The organism is Gemmatimonadota bacterium (assembly GCA_009838645.1).
Taxonomy (GTDB): Bacteria; JAAXHH01; JAAXHH01; order JAAXHH01; family JAAXHH01; genus JAAXHH01.
In genome coordinates, this window is the sequence record VXRC01000001.1 from 33,326 (window position 1) to 53,410 (window position 20,085).

The window sequence follows — 20,085 nt, forward strand, 5'->3', positions numbered from 1 at the left end:
TTACGGCCCATCGCCCAGATAGTCGTAAACAACCCGCGCATATCCTTCGGTATAACTGCTTTCCATGTGGAAGGCATCGCCGTATTCGAGCGGCTTGAGCGGGGTGAGGTCGCACCGCAGGGAAGCGCCGAGTTCGATGGTGCCCTTCCCCTTCGCGAAGGAGTGCACTTCCACGTCCTGTGTCGTTTCGGTGCAATCGATCAGCTGTTTGAGGGCGGACCCCGGACCGTCGGCCCGGGGTATGATCTTCAAACGCCAAGCCGGGGTCAGGGCGGGCATCGCGTCGTGGGGCGCGTCGGTTTCCATCCTGGTACGAATAGTTAATACCGGCGCACCGACATAGGAAGTCTCCGTCATCATGGACCGGTCCGCATGGGTCACCTTCAAATCCGCGTACACCTTCGGCGTTCCGTAGATCTCCCGGCCCGCGGCGATGCCGGCGGGACCGTTGTGGAAGACATAGGAGCAGTAGAACCCGGTCTGATCCCGGAAATGGCACTTCATCACGATAAAGGACTCTTCGAAGGGGCCGTAGTGCTCACAATCCGGCACCTCCAGCCCTGAGGCCACGCACAACCCATCTTCCGCCGCCTGCAGGGGCTCCGGGAGGAAATCCTGTACGGCGGACGGCGCGGCGTGGAAGAAGACGAACTGGAATCGCACGTTTCGATAGACCGCCGGAAGCGGTGGGTAGAAGGGGCTTCCCGCCGGGATGTTCCAACCGTCATCGTGTTCGAGTCTCATGTCCGCGGCTCCAGCAACATGGTTCGGTTCTACAGCGACACGTCTGGATCTCCAGCGACACGGTCCGGGACCATGCGACTTGTCATTAACTTAAACGATTGGCATATTAGGTACAGGATGAATCCGCCAACATTTTCGTCAACGTCTCTGTCAACGTCTACACCTGTGATTGCTACGGCCGAATCAGTCAGCGGTTGCGAGACCATATCAACCGGAAGCGGGTGGCGCAGGATCGTTTCCCGGACCAACATAACGTAACCATGCCCAATTCCACGCCCAACATCATCTACATCCTCGCCGACGACATGGGATACGGCGACATGGGGTGCAACAACCCCGATTCGAAGATCCCGACGCCCCACCTGGACCTGCTCGCCGAGGGAGGCATGCGGTTCACCGACGCCCACGCCCCATCGAGCGTGTGCACCCCGAGCCGGTATGCCCTGCTGACCGGCCGCTACTGCTGGCGCACGCCCCTGCAGAACAGCGTCCTTTGGCCCTACGATCCGCCCCTGATCGAGCCCGGCCGCCTCACCGCGGCGGAATTGCTTCGCGAGCAGGGGTACCGCACCGCATGCATCGGGAAATGGCACCTCGGTTGGGAATGGGCTACCCTGGACGGGAAACCCGCCCACGAGGGCACGGCGGTGGGCAGGCTGGATCGGGAACTACGGGAGGGGCGGGAACGGCAGGTCGATTTCAACGCGCCCATGCGAGGGGGACCGGTCGACTGCGGATTCGACACGTACTTCGGCGTGGACGTACCGAATTTCCCGCCCTACACCTGGTTCGAGCAGGACCGGCTCGCCGGGGAGCCGACGGTACCTAAGCCCGACGAGATGTTCGGATGGCCCGGCATCATGAAACAGGGCTGGTCGCTCGAGGAGATGATCCCCGCTTTCATACGCCGCGCGGTCAACTACATCGAATCTTCCGGACCCGATCCGTTCTTCCTCTACTTCCCGCTCACGTCGCCCCACACGCCCATCGTGCCCAACGCGCCGTTCATCGGCCGGAGCGGTTCGGGACTCTACGGAGACTTCGTGTGCGAGGTGGACTGGGTGGTGGGCCAGATCATGGCGGCCCTGGAGCGCCGCGGCATCGCCGACGACACCCTGCTGATCTTCACCAGCGACAACGGACCGGAATGCGCCCCGGCCGCGGACGGCGGGAGCTACGAACACGCGCGCCGCCACGGCCACTACAGCATGGGAAACCTGCGCGGCGTCAAGCGCGACGTCTGGGAGGGCGGACATCGGGTCCCCTTCCTTGCCCGGTGGCCGGGTGTTGTACCCGCCGGCGCGGTCTGCGACCAGCTCACCACCCTGGGCGACTTCATGGCGACCTGCGCCGACCTGACCGACGTCGATCTAGGGGAGGACGAAGGCGAGGACAGCGTGAGCATGCTTCCGCTGTTACAGGGGAAGACCGGAGATCCGGTGCGGGATTTCGCCGTACACCACAGCTGCCACGGAACCTTCGCCATCCGCAGGGGCAACTGGGTCTTCATCGATGCGCCGGACGGAGACGACAACCGTGAACCCGACTGGTTCAAGGAGGAGCGGGGCTATACCGCCCACGACTTCCCCGGCGAACTCTTCGATCTCGACAAAGACCTGTCGGAACGGGTAAACCGGTACGGCGACCATCCCGATCTCGTCCGGGAGATGTCGCAGTTGCTGCAAAGGGTGAAGTCGGAAGACATTGTGGAAAGGCCCTCTCCCGCGAAATGACCCGGTTTGTCCTCTTCGATCTGGACGGTACGCTGATCGACACGTTGAATTTGTATGTTCGGGCGGTCGTACAGACGCTGCAGGCGACCGGACACAACCTGTTGTCCCTGGAAGAAGTACTGGCGCTCCGCCTGAATTCCGAACCGCGCCTTATGGCCCATTTCTATCCTCCGGATGAGGTTGAAGGCGCCCACCGGCGATTCCTGGAAAACTACCGAGGCCTACACGCCAGTTACTTCGATGGTGTGTATCCCGGCGTTGACGGACTGTTGACATCGCTGCGCAGTCGAGGCTTCAAATTGGGAATCGTTTCCGGCAAGAGCCGGGGCGCCTGGGCGATCACCCGCGAACACATCCGGTTGGGCGCATTCGATACGCTGGTCTTCGATGACGATGTATCCGCGCCCAAACCGGACAGCGAAGGTCTCGTGAAGGCGATGAGCAACCTGAGCGCTTCACCTTCCGATACCATCTACGTCGGCGATTCCGTCGGTGACCTGGAAGCTGCGACGGCCGCGGGAGTCTCATTCTTCGCGGCCCTGTGGTCAAAATCCGAATCGGAAACGCTGGCTTTCGAGCAGGCCGCTGCCGGGATCGGCCCGTATGCAGGCGTGGACCATCCCGGAGAGGTCGAGCGGTTGTTGCAGGAAGTCCGAACGTGACACGGCGGAGAAAGTACACGTCGGCGGAGCAGGCCGCGACGGAGCACACCATGCCCGATTACAACTATCACTTCGATCGAGACGATATAGAGGCGGCCCTGGCCTGCCTGGATGAGTACGGCTTCTGCGTCATCCGGCAGCTGATCGACCGGGACATGGTCGCCGCATTGAAAGATTCCATCGACCGGCACCTGGATCCGGAGGGCGACCTGCCCCCGGCGTCCAACCGGTATCACATGGCCTTCGCCGAGGAAAGCGAACCCGTCTGGGACCTGGTCGACCACCCGGCCTACATGGGATTCATTCGCACTATCCACGGCACCGACGACCTCTGCCTGCATCGCTCCGCGGCCATCCTGCGCACGCCGGGCGAGAGCATGGGACGCTGGCACCAGGATCACCGGGGACATATAGAGAAACCGCGGCAGGCCAATGACGTCCTCAACCGTTATCCCATCCCCAGCGGTTGCTGGTTCTATCTCAACGGAAGCCATCCGGATCGAAGCGGTATTGCGGTCATCGAGAAATCTCATAATCTGGAATGGGAGGGCCCCGAAGGGTTCGTCATGGGACCGGACCGAAGTGGCCTGTACCCGGAGGGCGGTACCCCGGAAACCCCGTACGACGGCATGTCCGTCCCGGGCTGCGTCCCGGTGATTGCCGACCCCGGCGACCTGATCTGCTTCGCCGCGCTCACCTGGCATGCCAACATGGCCACCCGCGAGCGGCGCTACTCCTGCGGCATCGGTTTCCGCCCCAGAGCCTGGCGCATCGACGCGCCGTGGCCTTTGCCTGCTTCCGCCGCCGCCCTCGGCGATCGACTACCGGATCGCCTCAAGCATTTCACCGACGGTTATACGGGTTTCGACGGGGAGTGGAGGGCGGAGTAGCTGGGCGGAAACTTGTTACTGAATGTGATAGCCATTCGGATACTCAACGCCGTTATGGAATGTAATTTCTACAGGACATCGAAAAGACCGGGTAGGGCTGAAACGTCGTCGATCACGGCGATGTTGGGAAGTTCATTGAATTCACTTTCAAACGTTGTACCCGTCAGTACGGCGATAAAGGGTACTCCAGCCCTTTCGGCCGTTAACGCATCCACCATACTGTCTCCTACGTAGTACACATTGCCGGTTTTCATTCGCAGGCTGGACACAGCAGTTAGCAATCCTTCTGGATGCGGCTTGTGTTCCGTTACATCTTCTCCACCAACGATGATGCTGAAGCGATCTGAAAGCCCTTCTCTCTCGAGGATATCTTCTATTCTGTACCGGAACTTGGTCGACACGATCCCCAACTCGAAACCGGTTTCAATCAATTGAGCGGTCGTGTCCTGAACACCGTCATATACCACCGTCAGATCGGCCATAATCTGGTCAGCTCGTTCGACGTAGCGGCTAACGAACACGTCGGCGTCCTCATTCCGCTTTTGTCCTGTAAGGCTTTGAAAAGTAGCCTTCAATGACAAACCGATGGTATGCCTGATCCGCTCATCATCAGCCCGGGGCAAATCCATTCCATCCAGCGCGAAATTGACACACTCTATCACGCCTTTTGTCGAATCTGCTAACGTCAGGTCGAAATCAAATATGATTGCTCTTTCCATGCGTCGCGGCGTACACCTCTTCTGATTCAGTAACCGCCTCTAAGGCTTCTCCGCATCCCTTCCCTTGAACAGTGTCCGGTAATCGCGTAGTTTTGGATATAGTAAGGTCTGAACTGCCAGCCTGTGGGCAAGCTTCTCTCCAACGTGCCAATCACTTGAATCATGGCCCAATGTAAACGCGCGATCCATTCTGAGAAAGTCTACCGTTGATTACAACGTTGTTCTTCGACATCGGTGAGACCATCCTGGACGCCGGATCACAAATGGACGCGTTGATGGATGTACACCGAAACGTCCTGGAGGACTTTGGCTTTCCCATATCGCAGGACGTATACCGGCAGCTGGATGATGCGATGACCAGGTCATTCGTGCCCAGTGCGATGCATGCGATTACGTGGCATTTTGCGAATCCGGATAAAGGCCTGTATGACGACATAACTCGCAAGATTCGTTCGCAATATGATGAAATCAGGCAGATCGAAAACCGACTCTATCCCGGTGTGGATCGACTGCTTGAGATGTTGGCAAATGATTTCACCCTTGGCCTTGCTGGAAATGCGCCTGCGTCGGTACTGAAATCACTGGATGTATTCGGCGTATTGCGCTGGTTCACACATACCGACATTTCCGGGAGTATTGGAATCAAGAAGCCGGATCAACGGTTCTTTGAGACCATACTAGCGAATGCGGACACGCAAGCGTCTGAATCGGTCATGATCGGCGATCGGCTCGATAACGACATCATACCGGCCAAGCGAATCGGCATGAAGACCATCTGGATTCGGTGGGGGCGTTACAGTATCATAGAACCTCGCACACTGGATGAGATTCCCGATGCGACCGTGGCCGATGTGCGTGAAGTGTCTACCGCACTGCGCTCGTGGTTTGGTTGACGCCCCGAACCCAGGCGGTACAGTATCCTGCTGAAGCTGCTGATGCCGGTTGCTATCGATTTAATGAGTAAACCATGCGTTCCCATCCGCCCGCTTCTGATCGCCTTCCCGCACCCGTCCAGTCCCGCCTGAGGGGCTATTCTTCCGACGGCCGAAACCTCCGGACCGAATCCTGCTCCGACGTATTCCTCTACACGCATCCGCTGAAGAGCGGTCTGATCCTGAAGACGAGGGACATCCGGCTGAGACCACAGGAATTGGACCTGCTGGCGGAGACCGTGGCCCTTACCTGGTTGCAGGACAAACTCCCCGTGCCTGAATACCGGTGTTTTCAAGTGGAAGGCGATACGCAGTACCTGCTCATGACGCAGTTGGAGGGCGTAACGGGGATACATCCGGAAGCGACCGGCGATCCAGCGCAACTCGTGGCGGAATTCGCACGGGGTCTGCGCGAAGTACACGCACTGGATATCGGATCCTGTCCCATGGATTGGCGCATGTCGCGGTTCTTTCAGTGGGCGGAAGGGTTGATCGAAAGCGGTGCGCTGGACGACCAGTTAAAGGAAGGCGAGCACCGAACCATTCTTCTCGACAAACTGTCTGATATAAAGGAGGCCGTTCCCGAGGAGGAAGACCTGGTCTTCACGCACGGCGACTACTGCCTGCCCAACGTCCTGTTCACGGACGGCAAGCTGACCGGATTCATAGACCTTGGTTTCGCGGGTGTCGGCGACCGGAACCTGGATTTCGTGTCCGCGAGCTGGACGATACAGAGAAACCTGGGTGAGGAATGGGTTGACCCGTTCTTCCACGCCTATGGTCTAGAGCATCCCGACCTGGAGAAAATGAGGGCCTGGCAGAGCGTGTTCGAATTTGTTTTTCGATAGGAAAAAGGCGTGCGAACGACACCCCGACGGATTCGCAGAAACCGGTACCCACCACGGAGCCAGTATTGAACCGCAATCCGTCGAGACTGCTACAATACCAGGACGCATACGCCGCCCGCTTCAAACATCGAAGCATGGCGGAAGCATATGAGGGCAGGCCTCCTTATCCGGATGAAACCTTCAGGATACTGCTGGGGTTGCCCGGAGTGACGGGAGGAAGCGTCCTTGACGTTGGGTGCGGTACGGGAAGGATAGCAAGATCGCTCGTCGATCACGTGGCGAGCGTCGACGCGGTCGACTTCTCCCGCGAGATGATCCGCGTGGGCAGGTCGCAGGACAAGGGCAACCATCCCAACCTCAACTGGATTCTGGGCCGGGTCGAAGAGGTCGAGCTGACACCGGGCTACGCATTGGTGACCGCCGGAGCGAGCATCCACTGGATGGACTGGACCGTGGTGTTCCCGAGGTTTCGTGAGATACTGACCCCGGTCGGGTATGTCGCGATCGTTGAAGGAGACCGCCCTTTCAATGCGCCCTGGCGTGAGGCGGAGCGCGAACTCATACGACAGTACTCCACCAATCGTCATTATCAACAGATCGACCTGATCAAGGAGCTTGTGGATCGAAACCATCTGCTCCTGGCCGGAGACAGGAGGACGGTCCCGGTTGGCTTCTCCCAGACGGTTGAAGACTATGTCGAGTCCTTTCATTCGAGGGAGAGTATGTCCAGGGAACACATGGGTGACGAAAACGCCAGTGCCTTCGACGCCGAATTGTCCCGAATCCTCGCAGACTTTGCCGATAACGAAGGGGTTATCCAGTTCCAGCTGCAGACCCGGGTTGTCTGGGGCAGGCCGCTGGCATAGAAAGATGAACGTCTCCCGATGAACATCCCTCACGCCCAGGTCGAGGCCCTTCTTCGCGAGGCGGCCGATCAGATTGTCATGCCGCTCTGGAAGAACCTGGGTCGGGAGGACGTCACCGAGAAGAGCGCGGGCGATTTGACAACGTCGGCCGATACCCGGTGCGAGGCCTTCCTGTCATCTCACCTGCCCGGGTTGATCGAAGGCTCGCTGGTCCTGGGCGAGGAGAGCGTCTATGACGATCCCGACCTGTTGGCCGCACTGCAAACGGACGCGCCCGTCTGGGTAATCGATCCACTGGACGGTACGCGGTACTTCGCGGCGGGCGAGCCAAAGTTTGCTGTCATGGTCTGCCTCATTCAGTCGGGCGTGATCATTGGAGCGTGGATACTCAACCCGATTGACGGCCAGTTGACAAGTGCGGAACGGGGGTGCGGGGCCTTCCAGGGTGATGACCGCCTGGCCCGTGAATCCACGCGCCTGGTCGTCGATCCATCGCCCCTTTCCCTGGATCGCGCCCGCGGCGTGGCCATGACGTGGTACCTACCGGACGCGCTCAAGCCCACCGCCGATGCGGCGCTGGATACCTTCCTGTACATAGAACGCACCCGGTGCTCCGGGTACAACTATCCCTCCTTCGCGAAGAATGAACTGCAGTTCCTGTTCTACTATCGTACCCTGGTGTGGGATCACGCGCCGGGGGTTCTGATCGCGCAGGAGGCGGGCGGCTTCGTGCGAAGACTGGACGGCACCGAGTATTCGCCGGTGGATGACCGCAAGGGGCTGCTGTGCGCAAACAACCCGGAAACGTGGAAATCGGTACAGCGGACGCTGGTGCCGTCAATATCGGTTGTCGGTTAGGTTCCGCTACGGTTTAAGGTACCGACACCGGACAACAGCTGATGTCAAAAATTCTTGACACGACTGATGATGTCTAGTATTTTTTACACCATGTCAAGTATATCAGTCATTTCATCCGCTTTGGGAGACGCCATGAACATGTCCTTCGAAGAGAAGAGTGTCTGGGTTGAATTCGTCAGTTACTTCATCGGCCTGGGCGGCTACCTGGTTGTCGCCGGCCGCATGCTGTCAAACGGTGTCAGTGCCTTGCCTCCCTTCGTGCCGGTCTTCGCCGTGGCGGTCGTCTTCATCGTGGCCGTAAATATCGTAGGACACATCGTCGCGGCAGCCACCAGCCGGTCGGACGAGGTCGACGAGCGTGATCGGCTCATCGGCTGGCGTGCGGAAAGCGGGTCGTCATGGATCCTGGGCTTCGGCGTCATTGGCGCGATCACGGCGCTGATCTTTTCGGTCGGTAGCGTCTGGGTGGCTCACCTGCTTCTCATTTCGTTGTTCGTATCCGAGGTGACGAAGAACGTGTTGCAGATCGTCTACTACCGCCGGGGGATCTGAACGTGGCTAGATCGAGGATGAGCATCCGCAATCAGATCCGGATCCTGCGGTTCCGCCACGGCGAGATGACGCAGCAGCAACTCGCCGACCTGGTCGGTGTCACCCGGCAGACGGTCAACGCGATCGAGGGCGGCAAATACTCGCCTTCGCTCGAAGTCGCGTTCCGGATTGCCCACGTGTTCGGCAAGCCGCTCGAAGAAGTGTTTCAGTTTGACGACGCAGAGCCCGGGCGTCGCGGATAGGCACAAGTAATCACGGACCAGGCGTCCTGATCGCGCAGGAGGCTGGCGGCTTCGTGCGAAGGCTGGACGGCACCGAGTACTCCCCTGTGGATGACCGCAAGGGACTGCTTTGCGCCAACAATCCGGAGATGTGGAAGTCGGTGCAGCGGAAGCTGGTACCGTCCGTCGAGGTCGTCGGCAAAATCTAGCACCTTCTCTTCTGTGGAAGTAAGAGAAAACGTGGCCCCGAGACATCCACGGGGCCACGCCTCGCCGAGTAGGACCGGTTCACGATGCGAGGTATCCCTTCACCTCGTGGCGTCCCTTCACCTCGTGGTCTGGAACGGACGGACTGTTCCGGAGAAAGGTAACGGCGGATCAAGCCGCCAAACCCGGGATACAGACGAAACTTTTTCCAGATCGGCAAGCGTTTTGACAAACGAATCCGACGACCTTTCAAGTTGGTCAGCGAGCTCGGTGTTTTCCTCGAAATATCCTCCCATGGATTCGGAGGACTCCGAATTCGCTGTGGATTCGTCATACACCAGCGTAAGGTTGAACAGCACCGGTTTGCTTTCCGATTTGCCGTCACTGGCGTAGATGACCGTCGGCAGTACGGCAACGATACCGACGTTCCCGTATACAGACGCGAATTCGGCCGGCGTCACGGAACTCCGGGGCCTGATGATGAATCGACTGCCATACCGATCGACGCAGAGCAGCGCTTCCTCGGGGGAACGAATGCCCAGCCTGCCGGGAATCGCGACACCGAACCGGTAAGTAATCACATCCTCCTCAAAGTCCGACGCCGGATCCGCCTCGAACTCCAGGTCCGTACCGGGACCCGCAGGGAACAGGACGACGCGTGAACGATCAAAGATCGGGTCGTTTACGGACGGAGGGTGGTTGGGGCCGTGGTGCACGGGCCGAATCAGGGATTTCGTGTTGAAGATGCCCGATGCGGGCTGCCAATACAGCGCCGGCTCCGTCGACTGCTTCACCTGCGGTGACGGCGTGGAACTGGAGAATCCGATCCAGACGACCACGAGCGTGACCGCTACTAAAGGGATCAAAAAGTAGGTAAGCAGGATTGACCGTGACATGGGTAGCTCCCTTGTTGATGTGTGAATGAGAACAGGAAGGAACTACGGACATTTAGTCACGGAGGAGATCTCGACTGCCAGCTGCTGCTTATGACATCTGGCAACCCGTGTTTTGTGTTAGAATCGCTGTCGACGTAAATGACTGGAGATGCAGAGACAGGCAGCAGGATCTTGCGAGACAACGAGTTGACGTGCAGACCGCACAAATCCACCAACCCGTCCAAAGACAGCCTGTCCTGCAAAAAAGAGAAGCATTTGCACACCCAGATCCCGATCATGGTCTTTCCTCGCAGACTCATCGAGGTTGACGGCGTCTCTACCCTGTTTAACTACCGTGGCCATTTACAGGTTCCGGGGAAAGGGTGAACAGACGCAAACCGGACCGGGTTTTTTGTACGCCATTCAGGAACTGGAAATCTGCGGCGGCCGCAACCCGGTGTATCTGGCCCGCGGCCGGATGAGTTGGTCCCTTTCATACTGTTCGATCGCGTGTCCGATCCAGCCGGCCGTGCGGCCGAGGGCGAACAGGGCCATGGCGCTGCCTTCCGGCATGTTGAGGACGCGGACCAGCGCCGTGAGAGCCAGGTCGATGTTGTACCGGTCCGGGACCAGGCGATGGGTTGTTTCGATGATTTCCCGCGCAAGAAGCAGGTCCTTCGATCCCGGAAACCGGTCCTCCAGCTTGCGCAACAGCAGGCTCGCTCGCGGGTCCACGTCGCGGTAAACGGCGTGGCCGAACCCGGGTATTTTCTCACCGATCCGCAACCTGTTGGCAATCGCCCGTTCAACGCTGCCGATAGATTCCGCCTCCTGAAACAGCGCTTCGACCCGCTCGCTGGCCGCGCCGTGCTTATATCCGCGCAGTGCGGCAAGTCCCGCGCATACCGCGCTGTAGGGCGTCGTTCCGGCCGATGCGGCGCATCGCACGGTAAAGGTCGATACGTTCAACTCGTGATCCGCAAACAGCACCAAGGTCGTATTGATCAGCTCCGCCGCGCCATCAATCTCCGGCGCCCAGGCCCTTCGCAACGCCTGCGCGATCCCACCCATCGGGTCTTCGCCCGTGGCTACCCCTGTCATGAACCAGAGAATACGCATGCCCGTGGCGGCGACCGTGTCCCGCCGCAGATCCAGCGCGGCCAGGTCATCCGCCTCGGCCAGGGGGAGCAGCGTCTGAAAGCGTTCGACGGGTTTGAGCTTCTTCAGTTTCAACCAGCTTTCGCGGTAGTCCCTCTGGTAGGTGTTTGAGAAAATCGGAAAAGAAAACCGCTTGTCATTCGTCCAGATCAATGCCGCGACGCGTTCGAACGATTCATTCGCCGCCAGGATCGTCGCGTCGCGCCCCCGGTAGAACAGCCGTTCATCCGTGATCAGCGTGATCGCCGATTCCAGGATCGGATCTCCCGTGTGCAGGGCCCGTTTTACCGCCCATCCCGGATTCCGGCGGGCGCGCTTGCGGGCTTTCAGCCGTTCGATGTCCTCACTGCGATACAACCGCTTCCGCCGGCCGTCGCCGCTTGCTTCAGACCGGATCATGCCGCGGCTTACATACGCATAGAGCGTCGACGGACTGACGTTCAGCGCGGAGGCCGCTTCGGTGGATGTCATGTATCTTCTGCTGTTCATTACAACGTCCTCTCGTATCGAAAAGTTTCTGGGCAACCGGCCCGCCGTGGGCAACCGGCCCGCTGTGGTATGTCCCATTTCGAAAACTTATGTTGATTGATATTTTAATCAATATTGACAATATGTCAAATTTCCTTTTGTTAGATGCGGAAGGACCATCTGCCATCTGCCTGATAAAGGAGCATTATCCTTGCACCATATCGCCGTACTGCCCGGAGACGGGATCGGACCTGAGATCACCCACGAGGCCGTCAAGGTACTGCAGGCCGTGGGGGAGCGGCACCAGCTGAATCTCGACTTCACCCACCACCTGGTCGGGGGAGCGCTGCTCGATGCGCAGGGCGTCGCATTGTCCGATGAGGTCGTGGAAGTTTGCCGGCGCAGCGACGCGGTGCTCTTCGGCGCGGTGGGCGGCCCCAAATGGGACCATTTGGACATGCAGGACCGGGCGGACCATGCCCTGATTCGTTTACGGCAGGAACTTTCCGTCTACGCGAATCTGCGGCAATTCCGGTTGTACGCGGGGCTGGAGGACGCGTCCGCGGTCAAAGTCGATCTCATTTCCGGGGGCGTTGATTTCATCATACTGCGGGAGCTTTCCAGCGGCGCCTACTACGGACGGCCGAAATTCAGCGAAGTCACTCCCAGCGGCAGAAGGGCCGTCGATACCATCGAGTATTACGATTTCCAGGTCGAGCGGCTGGCCCGTTACGGATACGAACTGGCGCGGCAGAGACGTGGCAGACTGACCTCGATGTCGAAGTGGAATGCCCTGGAATCTTCCAGGCTTTGGCGCGATGTCGTCGAGGAAGTGGCTTCGGAATACTCCGATGTAGATACACGGCATGAAATCGTCGACGCGGGCGCCATGAACCTGATCCAGCGGCCCGCCGAATACGACGTAATCATCATGCCCAACATGTTCGGTGACATTCTGGGCGACGAGGCGGCCGTGCTTGCCGGGTCTATCGGAATGGTCCCGTCCGCGGAGATCTCTCTGGACAGCACCTCGCTGTTTGAGCCGATACACGGAAGCGCGAATGACATCGAAGGGAAGGACATCGCGAATCCCATCGGAATGATTCTGAGCGGCGCCCTCATGCTCCGGTACAGCCTGGAATGTCCGGATGGCGCCGACGATATCGACCGCGCCGTCGGCAGGGTGATCGAAGGTGGCTACAGGACCGCGGACATCCTGAGATCGCCCGGTCAGCAAGAGGTATCCACCTCGGAAATGGGCGATCTAGTGGCCAGAATGTTGAGGGATTGATTACTGCGCAGGATCACACGAATTCCCTGACAGGGAGCTTATCATGACTTACTCAACCGGTCTCAAGGACGTCGTGGCGGCGGAAACCCGGCTGAGTCATGTCGATGGCGAAGCCGGCGTACTGGTCATTGGGGGATATCCACTCGAGGAAATTGCGGAACGTGCGACTTACGAGGAGATGGTCCACCTCCTCTGGCACGGAGCGCTGCCCACCGAGGCTGCCCTCGATGGATTCACGAGTGAACTGGCCGCGAGCCGTCCGCTATCCGGGGTCACCCACGATCTGTTGCGCGGCGCGGCAAAGGAACGCCGACCCGTCATCGACGTGGTTCGCATGGCCGCGGCCTCCCTTCCTTCCATCGACGACACAGCCGACGCCCGATCCCTGGTGGCCGGCCTGCCGACCATGGTGGCGGCCTACTGGCGCCTTCTTCACGGCAAAGAACCGGTAGCACCCGAAGCCAGTCTCGGCCACGCGGCCAATCTGCTGTACATGCTGGACGGCGAAATCCCCGGCGACGACCGGGTACGGGCACTGACGACCTATCTCAACACGGTGATCGACCACGGCATGAACGCCTCCACCTTCACGGCGCGGGTCATCGTTTCCACGCGTTCGGACTTCGTTTCTGCCGTTTCAGGTGCGATCGGCGCGCTCAAAGGACCCCTCCACGGCGGCGCACCCGGCCCCGTCATTTCCATGCTCGAAGCGATCGGCGACGCCGATAACGCCGAATCCTACCTTCGTGCAATACTCGAATCCGGTGAACGGCTCATGGGTTTCGGTCATGCGGTATATCGCGTTCGCGACCCGCGGGCCGACGTCCTTTCACGCGCCGCCCGGACCTTTCTCGACCGGGACGACGACGGCAAGGACGACGACAAGGACGACGACCGGGACGACGACGGCCAGGTCGACTACGGCCACGATGGCCACGACGACCTGTACGCCCTGGCCGTGCACGTCGAGAAAACCGCCCTCGAACTCCTCGAAGAATACAAGCCCGGCCGGCGCCTGCAGACCAACGTCGAGTTCTATACCGCTCTTCTCCTCAAGGGCCTGGGTCTTCACCCGGACCTCTTCACCCCCATGTTCGCCGTGGGACGCGTCGCCGGCTGGACCGCCCACTGCATCGAGCAACAAGCCGTAGACCGCATTTTTCGTCCCGATTCCCATTACTCGGGTGAAATGACCAGGCGGTGGACGCCCGTTGACAATCGGTAGCGCATTACCACGAGTAGCGCATTGTCGCGATTGGCTTTGTTACCGGTAATGATTGCCGCGGTACTTATCGACTTAACGCTGGCATAACGCGTCCGAATTCCGCATAATACCTCCCCGAGACATCGATACGAATATCGGCATGATTTTGGAACGGTCACCAGGGAAATGCTGGGAAAGGAACAGCCAATGGCGATGGTCGATATGAAGCAGATCCACGCCCCGGAAGACGCGACGGACCTGCTGAGCCGCCCCGACGAACTGCGGCAGCGCGCCGCGGAGGACGGCTGCCTGTTCTTTCGACGTCTGCTCGATCCGGCGCGCGTGATGGAGGTCCGGCACCAGATACTCGCCGTGTGCCGGGAACACGGGTGGCTCGCTCCCGGATCGGATCTCAAGGCCGGTATCGCAGATCCCGGCATCAGCGTGTTCGAAGGCGACGACCCCCGCTGGATAGCTGTCTACGACGATGTCCAGCGGATCCGCGAATTCCACGCACTGGCCCTCGACCCCGCGGTAGTCGGTATGCTCGAAGTGCTGTTTGGAGAACCTGTGCTGGCCCACAGCCGGAACATCTGCCGGCTCGTGTTCCCGGATACGAACACCCACTCGACCCCGCCTCACCAGGACAACTACTTCATCGGCGGTTCGGACGAGACGTGGACGGCCTGGATCCCGCTGGGCGACTGTCCGGAGGAACTGGGCGGGCTCGCCGTCAACCGGGGATCCCACCGCGGCGGCATGCTGGAGACGACCGAAGGCGTGGGGCCGGGCGGGCGGCAGGTACCCGTCGAAGACGCCTCCGCGTGGGTAGGCGGTGATTATGTCTGCGGCGACGTCATCATCCTGCACAGCCTGACCATCCACCAGGGCCGGGACAACATGACGGCGGACCGTCTCCGGCTGTCGTCCGATTACCGGTACCAGCCGAGAAGCCACCCGGTCCGGGAGGATTCCCTCCAGCCCCACATGAACTGGTTGACGTGGGACCAGATCTACGAAAACTGGGATGAGGACGATCCGGTGAAGTACTACTGGAAGGACTGGGACCTGGACGTGGTCAAGCGGGAGCCGCGGTAGTCGGTCCGCGAGGCGAACCGCCGCGAATACCACGCGGACCGCTCATTGATTTGCACGCGCCTGGTCACACCCTGCGCCAGGACATGCCCCGCACCTGGACACGCTGTCCCAGGACACCCCGGACATGCCCAATCCCCTTACAAAAACCGCCAGGCACCTGCTGCGGATGTTCTTACCCAAACCGATGGCGGAGCCGGTCGATATGTCGGGGCGTCACGTGATCGTGACCGGGGCGTCACCCGGTTCGCTCGGGTACGAAGCCGCGAGGATCCTCGCCGGCTGGGGCGCGACGGTCGTGGCGACCCGGGTCCGAGACGTGGTCCTGATGGAAGCGGCGCTGAAAGACGACCTGCGCAAGCGCGGCACCAACGCGGACAAACTCTCGGCGCACGCACTGGATCTCTCCGACCCGCACAGCGTCAACGCCTTCGCCACCTGGTACCGCGAAAGTCACCAGGGCAAGCTCCATGTACTGGTCAACAACGCGGGCATTCACAGGAAGACCCTGGCCCCTCGCACGGAAACGCCTTTGACCGATGACGGCTTCGAGGTTCACTGGCGGACCAACTACCTCGGCGCCTTTCACCTGACCCGGGCGCTGCTGCCCCTCCTGCAACAATCCGGTCTCGAAAGCGGCGACGCGCGGATCGTCAACGTGTCCTCCGGACTCCACGACCGGGTCGGGAACGCGGATCTTTTTGGCGAGATTGCGCACCGCCACCGGTCGAATCGCGATTTGCCGCGCCGCAACTTGACGCATGGCGATTTGCCACCCCACGATAGGCCGCGCTACCACTCCTGGGACGCGTACGGCAAGTCGAAACTGGCGATGAATCACATGGCCTTTGAAATCGAAAGACGATTCGCCGAATCACACAACCTGCACGGGGTAGCCGTACACCCGGGCGTCGTAATGACCAACCTGACCCTGCCGCAGGCGTTTCGAGGACGGATCGGCAAGGCAGCGCATCGTATCAGTTCCGCGCTGGCCTCGCTGGTCCTGCTGTCCCCGACTGCCGGGGCGCAGACCATCGTGATGTGCGCGAGCCAGCGCCCGCTGCAAGGAGGCAAGTATTACGAGCACTGCGCCGTCGCCGAACCGAGCGTAGACAGCCTGGACGCCGACGCCTCGAAACGCCTGTGGGAGCAGTCGGTACGGTGGGTCGGGGCCATCGAGTGACACGCCGCACACCGCGCTGCGCGTAACGTAAATCCATAATCAGCCCGGGGGGATCAAACCTCGGGAAATCAAACCTCCGGGGGATCAAATCTCAGGAAGACCCGCTTTGGACCACGAACTACTTGAACGAGGATTCTCACACCGCCCGCTGACGACCGCGCAACGCCAGGCGCTGGACACCGATGGCTTCCTCGTGCTGGAAGGAATCATCTCGCCGGACTGGCTCGCCAGTTTGCGTCATGCTTTCGATGACATTCATGACCGCGAGGGCGACAAGGCCGGCGAGGAGGTCGCGCAGATGGAAGGCGTACGCCGGCTTGCCGATCTGATCAACAAGGGATCGGTATTCGACGCGGTCTACCTGCAGCCCGAGCTACTGACGGCGGTCTTCCATGTCCTGCAGCGGCCGTTCAAGCTGCACTCGCTCAACGGCCACGACCCGCTGCCCGGAAGCGGACTGCAAATCCTGCACGCCGACTGGGGACAACCTGCCGAACCCGGCGGACCCTACCACGTCGTCAACTCCATGTGGATGCTCGACGATTTCACCCGGGTCAACGGTTCGACACGCTGCGTGCCCGGCAGCCACCGAATACCAGGCCGGATTACCGACCACCTGGCTGATCGACTGGCGGACCACCCCGACCAGGTACACCTGACGGGCCGCGCCGGTTCGGTGGCCGTATTCAACGGCGGCCTCTGGCACAGCTCTTATGTCAACCGCAGCGACGCCCCCCGTCGTGCCCTGCACTGTGCCTTTATCGCCCGTGAACACCCCCAGCAGACGAATCAGCGGGAGTATCTGCGACCTGAGACGGACCAACGCCTGTCCCCGCTGGCACGCTACGTCCTGGACGTCGAGGACGGCCCACGGTAATTCGATTACCCAAACAGCTCCCGCACCATGCCCCGTGCCCGTTCGATCACCGTTTCGAGGCAGCCGGGGGCGAGCTTGGTCCAGTAGGTGACGTCTTCGTTGGCCTCGTGCCCACCGCGGGGATAAGCCTCCCTTGTCGGCAGGTAGCCGACATAGTGCGACGTGAGGTGGGCCGGAAAGAGGAAGGGCGCCGGCGAGTTTACCTTGAGCGCCAGTTGCCCTTCCACGAAGGGTTCACCAGGGAGGCCGACAATACAGAGGGCGCCAACGCGAAAGGCCTGGATCTCGTAGCTGAACACGCCGTCCCGCCGCCTGCACAGTTCGACGCTCCGGGTCGATGCCGCCCGGAACCAGCGCAGATCCACCTGACCATCCGCTTCGCGCGGCGGCCCAGGATACGCGGTGAGAATCTCGTGGACTTCGCGCAGGCGCTCGTCCGGTATATCGCGAAAGGGCAGGCTGATCCTTTCGATCCTGGTATCCAGCGCAACGTCGTCCGAGAAGTTGCCCGCGAACGCCATGTCGCGCACAATACGCTCGCTCAAACCGGACAGTTCACGGCCCATCCTCAGGTGATCCGGCTGAAAATCCGGGTCGTAGGGATGCCAGGGGTTGATGTTGCCACAACACCCATTGACGACCAGCGGAACTGTGTCGGCACCGAAGGCCTGCTGCATCTCGTGGGACCAGGCGCCGGGCCAATCCGCCGACGCGGCCAGGAAGGTCTCCCGGTTTCCATACGCATTGACCGGGTGGCACGTGTAGTGCAGGAGAAAGGCCAGCGGTTTTCCGTTCATGTCCTGGACACAGCACACGCCCACCTCCGGATCTATCGGTCCTTCGAGATAGCAGACCTCAGAGTTCCCAAAGGGTTGCTGCTCCCGTCCCTGTGGCCTGGGCATGACTATGGTGCCGTCCCGGCGTATGCCGCGCCGGTTGAAAGCCAGGTCACCCGACACGCCGCGGCCCAGCCCGATGCGCGCGGGCTCTAGCCTGCCCGCCGCTTCGATCGCGGCCTCCACGGCAGCGACAGCGGCCCGGTCACCATAGGCGCGCTCGGCGCCGCGCAGATACTCCGTCTCCTCGGTGGTCTCCAGCGGAAAATCCGGATCCAGCATGAAGTAGCCGAGGCTCGGAGCGGAATGCGTCTGCGTCGCCTGGACCATGATCGCGTCCTGTTCAATGCCTGTCTGTTCGTGGATTTCCGCGCGGATCCGGTCCGTGTAGTTGCCGGTGACGATGGTGAGATCCAGGATCACCAGGCAGACGCGCCGCCCGCCCGACTCGAATACGATGGCTTTGGCATAGAGCGGATCGATCACGGCCTGGGTCGGACGGTGGTCACCGGCCCCGCTGCCCGCCAGATGCGTTCTTTCGGGTGGGGAAATGTCGATCATCGCCGCGCCGGCGCTTAACTGATTTGACGTATCCATGGTCTTCCTTTCTTCGATTTCTTCTCTTCGTTTTCCTTTCGCCGCAAGTTGATAAAGACTAACATAAAGCATCCACATCACATTTTAGAATGGGGAATTCGATCATGATCGAATGGCTGGGAGTCGAACACCTCTTCGAACTGTCCCGGACCGAAGCGATCTGGGGATTCTTCACCCCGCTGATCGTCTACGCCGTGTTTTTCGTGATCCAGCTCATGCTTCCCGGCAGGTGGGTCCCCGGCTACGTCGTCAACCCGGAGACCGGCGAACCCCGCAACTACCGCCTGAACGGCATGCTCGTGTTCTTGATCGCGATCGTCGTGTGGGCGCTCGAACTCACCGGGCTTCCCCACGACTGGTTCTACCGGTCCTCGGTCTATGCCGTGGCCGGCGGCACGGTCTTCAGCATAATCTTCACCCTGATCGCCGTGTTTACCCAACCGGAAGGCAAGGTGAAGAACAGGTTCCTGGCGTGGTGGTTCGGCCGCGCGCAGGAAATTTCGTTCTTCAACGAACGCATCGACGTGAAGATGTACATGTACGTGGTCGGCGGGTCGATGCTTTCGCTCAACGCCCTGTCCGGCGCCGTGTACCACTACGAACTCTTCGGCGAGCACGCCAATCCGGGCGTCATACTCTACGCGGCCTTCTTCACCTTCTACATCATGGACTACATGGTCTTCGAGCGAGTACAGCTCTATACCTACGACCTGATTCACGAGAATGTCGGCTTCAAGCTGATCTGGGGCTGCCTCGTGGTCTACGGCTGGTTGTTCATTCTCCCGCTGTGGGGCTTGGCCGCGCACCCGAACCCCGAATTCTCGCCCGCCTGGACTAACTTCTGGCTCATCGGTGCGTCCGCTCTGTTCCTGTTCGGCTGGGGTATCTCGCGCGGCGCCAACCTCCAGAAATACACCTTCAAGCGATGGCCGGACCGCAAGTTCCTCGGCCTCATCGCGCCGAAGTACATCCAGGCCGGCGACCGCAGGATCCTGTGCAGCGGCCTGTGGGGCGTCGCCCGCCACCTCAACTACATGGGCGAGGGATTCCTTGCCCTGTCTATCGCCCTGATATTCGGCCACTTCGCGAACTTCTGGGCCTGGACCTATTTCATATTCATCGTGTCCCTGTTTCTGTACCGGCAATGGGACGACGACCGTCATTGCGCCGTGAAATACGGCGCCGAAAAGTGGGCGGAATACCGGGATCGGGTGAAGTACCGGATCGTGCCAGGGATTTATTGAGCACGGGTCGAGGGGTTTGTATTCC

General features: G+C 60.4%; 20 protein-coding genes. 15 read left to right on the forward strand and 5 right to left on the reverse strand.

All coding sequences use genetic code 11. The features are described 5' to 3' along the window. Positions 1–744 (reverse strand): hypothetical protein, encoded by a 744-nt coding sequence (locus tag F4Y38_00175; protein ID MXY47689.1) that lies wholly within the window; start codon positions 742–744, stop codon positions 1–3. Between the two features lie 260 nt (positions 745–1,004). Between F4Y38_00175 and F4Y38_00180 the strand changes: the two genes are divergently transcribed. From F4Y38_00180 to F4Y38_00190, 3 genes are read left to right on the forward strand one after another with little or no spacing between them, the layout of a single operon-like run. Next, positions 1,005–2,477, forward strand: a complete 1,473-nt coding sequence (locus tag F4Y38_00180) for an arylsulfatase (GenBank protein ID MXY47690.1) — start codon at positions 1,005–1,007, stop codon at positions 2,475–2,477. Continuing rightward, a complete protein-coding gene (locus F4Y38_00185) occupies positions 2,474–3,139 on the forward strand; it encodes an HAD family hydrolase (GenBank protein ID MXY47691.1) in 666 nt (221 codons plus the stop codon). Before F4Y38_00180 ends, F4Y38_00185 begins: the two co-directional genes overlap by 4 nt. Further along, entirely contained in the window at positions 3,136–4,029 is an 894-nt protein-coding gene (locus tag F4Y38_00190; GenBank protein MXY47692.1) for a phytanoyl-CoA dioxygenase family protein, read from the forward strand. Before F4Y38_00185 ends, F4Y38_00190 begins: the two co-directional genes overlap by 4 nt. Positions 4,030–4,097: 68 nt before the next feature. On the opposite strand, the gene F4Y38_00195 is transcribed toward F4Y38_00190, so the two are convergent. Next, the gene (locus F4Y38_00195) at positions 4,098–4,748 is read right to left on the reverse strand and encodes an HAD family hydrolase (protein ID MXY47693.1); all 651 of its coding nucleotides are present in this window, start codon (positions 4,746–4,748) and stop codon (positions 4,098–4,100) included. Positions 4,749–4,966: 218 nt separating this feature from the next. Between F4Y38_00195 and F4Y38_00200 the strand changes: the two genes are divergently transcribed. The 6 genes from F4Y38_00200 (at position 4,967) to F4Y38_00225 (ending at position 9,046) form a co-directional block, all read left to right on the forward strand. Then, on the forward strand, positions 4,967–5,641 hold the full coding sequence (locus F4Y38_00200) for an HAD family hydrolase (GenBank protein ID MXY47694.1): 675 nt from the start codon (positions 4,967–4,969) through the stop codon (positions 5,639–5,641). A 74-nt stretch (positions 5,642–5,715) separates the two neighbouring features. Next, positions 5,716–6,528 carry an aminoglycoside 3'-phosphotransferase gene (locus tag F4Y38_00205; protein MXY47695.1) on the forward strand — a complete coding sequence of 271 codons (813 nt, stop codon included), beginning with the start codon at positions 5,716–5,718 and terminating at the stop codon, positions 6,526–6,528. Positions 6,529–6,593: 65 nt separating this feature from the next. Then, positions 6,594–7,394 (forward strand): methyltransferase domain-containing protein, encoded by an 801-nt coding sequence (locus F4Y38_00210; GenBank protein MXY47696.1) that lies wholly within the window; start codon positions 6,594–6,596, stop codon positions 7,392–7,394. 18 nt (positions 7,395–7,412) lie between these two features. Further along, entirely contained in the window at positions 7,413–8,252 is an 840-nt protein-coding gene (locus tag F4Y38_00215) for an inositol monophosphatase (GenBank protein ID MXY47697.1), read from the forward strand. A gap of 132 nt (positions 8,253–8,384) precedes the next feature. After that, positions 8,385–8,804 carry a hypothetical protein gene (locus F4Y38_00220; GenBank protein MXY47698.1) on the forward strand — a complete coding sequence of 140 codons (420 nt, stop codon included), beginning with the start codon at positions 8,385–8,387 and terminating at the stop codon, positions 8,802–8,804. 17 nt (positions 8,805–8,821) lie between these two features. Continuing rightward, positions 8,822–9,046 (forward strand): helix-turn-helix transcriptional regulator, encoded by a 225-nt coding sequence (locus F4Y38_00225; GenBank protein ID MXY47699.1) that lies wholly within the window; start codon positions 8,822–8,824, stop codon positions 9,044–9,046. Positions 9,047–9,351: 305 nt separating this feature from the next. Here F4Y38_00225 and F4Y38_00230 read toward each other — a convergent pair whose 3' ends face one another. Together F4Y38_00230 and F4Y38_00235 are read right to left on the reverse strand one after the other, a co-directional pair. Beyond that, positions 9,352–10,128, reverse strand: a complete 777-nt coding sequence (locus F4Y38_00230) for a hypothetical protein (GenBank protein ID MXY47700.1) — start codon at positions 10,126–10,128, stop codon at positions 9,352–9,354. A 402-nt stretch (positions 10,129–10,530) separates the two neighbouring features. Then, positions 10,531–11,832: a MerR family transcriptional regulator gene (locus F4Y38_00235; GenBank protein ID MXY47701.1), complete on the reverse strand. Its 1,302-nt coding sequence runs from the start codon at positions 11,830–11,832 to the stop codon at positions 10,531–10,533. 112 nt (positions 11,833–11,944) lie between these two features. Here F4Y38_00235 and leuB point away from each other — a divergent pair, with 112 nt between their 5' ends. The 5 genes from leuB (at position 11,945) to F4Y38_00260 (ending at position 17,383) form a co-directional block, all read left to right on the forward strand. Beyond that, positions 11,945–13,024, forward strand: coding sequence for a 3-isopropylmalate dehydrogenase (gene leuB / locus F4Y38_00240; protein ID MXY47702.1), 1,080 nt, complete (start codon positions 11,945–11,947; stop codon positions 13,022–13,024). 43 nt (positions 13,025–13,067) lie between these two features. Further along, the gene (locus F4Y38_00245) at positions 13,068–14,249 is read left to right on the forward strand and encodes a citrate synthase/methylcitrate synthase (GenBank protein MXY47703.1); all 1,182 of its coding nucleotides are present in this window, start codon (positions 13,068–13,070) and stop codon (positions 14,247–14,249) included. A 165-nt stretch (positions 14,250–14,414) separates the two neighbouring features. Continuing rightward, entirely contained in the window at positions 14,415–15,326 is a 912-nt protein-coding gene (locus tag F4Y38_00250; GenBank protein MXY47704.1) for a phytanoyl-CoA dioxygenase family protein, read from the forward strand. A gap of 124 nt (positions 15,327–15,450) precedes the next feature. Then, positions 15,451–16,506, forward strand: coding sequence for an SDR family NAD(P)-dependent oxidoreductase (locus tag F4Y38_00255; GenBank protein MXY47705.1), 1,056 nt, complete (start codon positions 15,451–15,453; stop codon positions 16,504–16,506). A gap of 31 nt (positions 16,507–16,537) precedes the next feature. Then, the gene (locus F4Y38_00260; protein ID MXY47706.1) at positions 16,538–17,383 is read left to right on the forward strand and encodes a phytanoyl-CoA dioxygenase family protein; all 846 of its coding nucleotides are present in this window, start codon (positions 16,538–16,540) and stop codon (positions 17,381–17,383) included. Between the two features lie 5 nt (positions 17,384–17,388). Here F4Y38_00260 and F4Y38_00265 read toward each other — a convergent pair whose 3' ends face one another. After that, complete coding sequence (locus tag F4Y38_00265; protein ID MXY47707.1) at positions 17,389–18,816, reverse strand: hypothetical protein; 1,428 nt, start codon at positions 18,814–18,816, stop codon at positions 17,389–17,391. An 89-nt stretch (positions 18,817–18,905) separates the two neighbouring features. Between F4Y38_00265 and F4Y38_00270 the strand changes: the two genes are divergently transcribed. After that, positions 18,906–20,060: a DUF1295 domain-containing protein gene (locus F4Y38_00270; protein ID MXY47708.1), complete on the forward strand. Its 1,155-nt coding sequence runs from the start codon at positions 18,906–18,908 to the stop codon at positions 20,058–20,060. The last annotated feature ends 25 nt before the right edge of the window (positions 20,061–20,085 follow it).

What these genes read in the sequence shown, in the direction of transcription:
- F4Y38_00180 (MXY47690.1), top strand. Translation starts at nt 1,005, where the DNA reads ATGCCCAATTCCACGCCCAACATCATCTACATCCTCGCCGACGACATG.
- F4Y38_00220 (MXY47698.1), top strand. Translation starts at nt 8,385, where the DNA reads ATGAACATGTCCTTCGAAGAGAAGAGTGTCTGGGTTGAATTCGTCAGT.
- F4Y38_00255 (MXY47705.1), top strand. Translation starts at nt 15,451, where the DNA reads ATGCCCAATCCCCTTACAAAAACCGCCAGGCACCTGCTGCGGATGTTC.
- F4Y38_00215 (MXY47697.1), top strand. Translation starts at nt 7,413, where the DNA reads ATGAACATCCCTCACGCCCAGGTCGAGGCCCTTCTTCGCGAGGCGGCC.
- F4Y38_00175 (MXY47689.1), bottom strand. Translation starts at nt 744, where the DNA reads ATGAGACTCGAACACGATGACGGTTGGAACATCCCGGCGGGAAGCCCC.
- F4Y38_00250 (MXY47704.1), top strand. Translation starts at nt 14,415, where the DNA reads ATGCTGGGAAAGGAACAGCCAATGGCGATGGTCGATATGAAGCAGATC.
- F4Y38_00185 (MXY47691.1), top strand. Translation starts at nt 2,474, where the DNA reads ATGACCCGGTTTGTCCTCTTCGATCTGGACGGTACGCTGATCGACACG.
- F4Y38_00205 (MXY47695.1), top strand. Translation starts at nt 5,716, where the DNA reads ATGCGTTCCCATCCGCCCGCTTCTGATCGCCTTCCCGCACCCGTCCAG.
- F4Y38_00265 (MXY47707.1), bottom strand. Translation starts at nt 18,816, where the DNA reads ATGGATACGTCAAATCAGTTAAGCGCCGGCGCGGCGATGATCGACATT.
- F4Y38_00270 (MXY47708.1), top strand. Translation starts at nt 18,906, where the DNA reads ATGGGGAATTCGATCATGATCGAATGGCTGGGAGTCGAACACCTCTTC.
- F4Y38_00230 (MXY47700.1), bottom strand. Translation starts at nt 10,128, where the DNA reads ATGTCACGGTCAATCCTGCTTACCTACTTTTTGATCCCTTTAGTAGCG.
- F4Y38_00195 (MXY47693.1), bottom strand. Translation starts at nt 4,748, where the DNA reads ATGGAAAGAGCAATCATATTTGATTTCGACCTGACGTTAGCAGATTCG.
- F4Y38_00235 (MXY47701.1), bottom strand. Translation starts at nt 11,832, where the DNA reads ATGGGACATACCACAGCGGGCCGGTTGCCCACGGCGGGCCGGTTGCCC.
- F4Y38_00225 (MXY47699.1), top strand. Translation starts at nt 8,822, where the DNA reads ATGAGCATCCGCAATCAGATCCGGATCCTGCGGTTCCGCCACGGCGAG.
- F4Y38_00245 (MXY47703.1), top strand. Translation starts at nt 13,068, where the DNA reads ATGACTTACTCAACCGGTCTCAAGGACGTCGTGGCGGCGGAAACCCGG.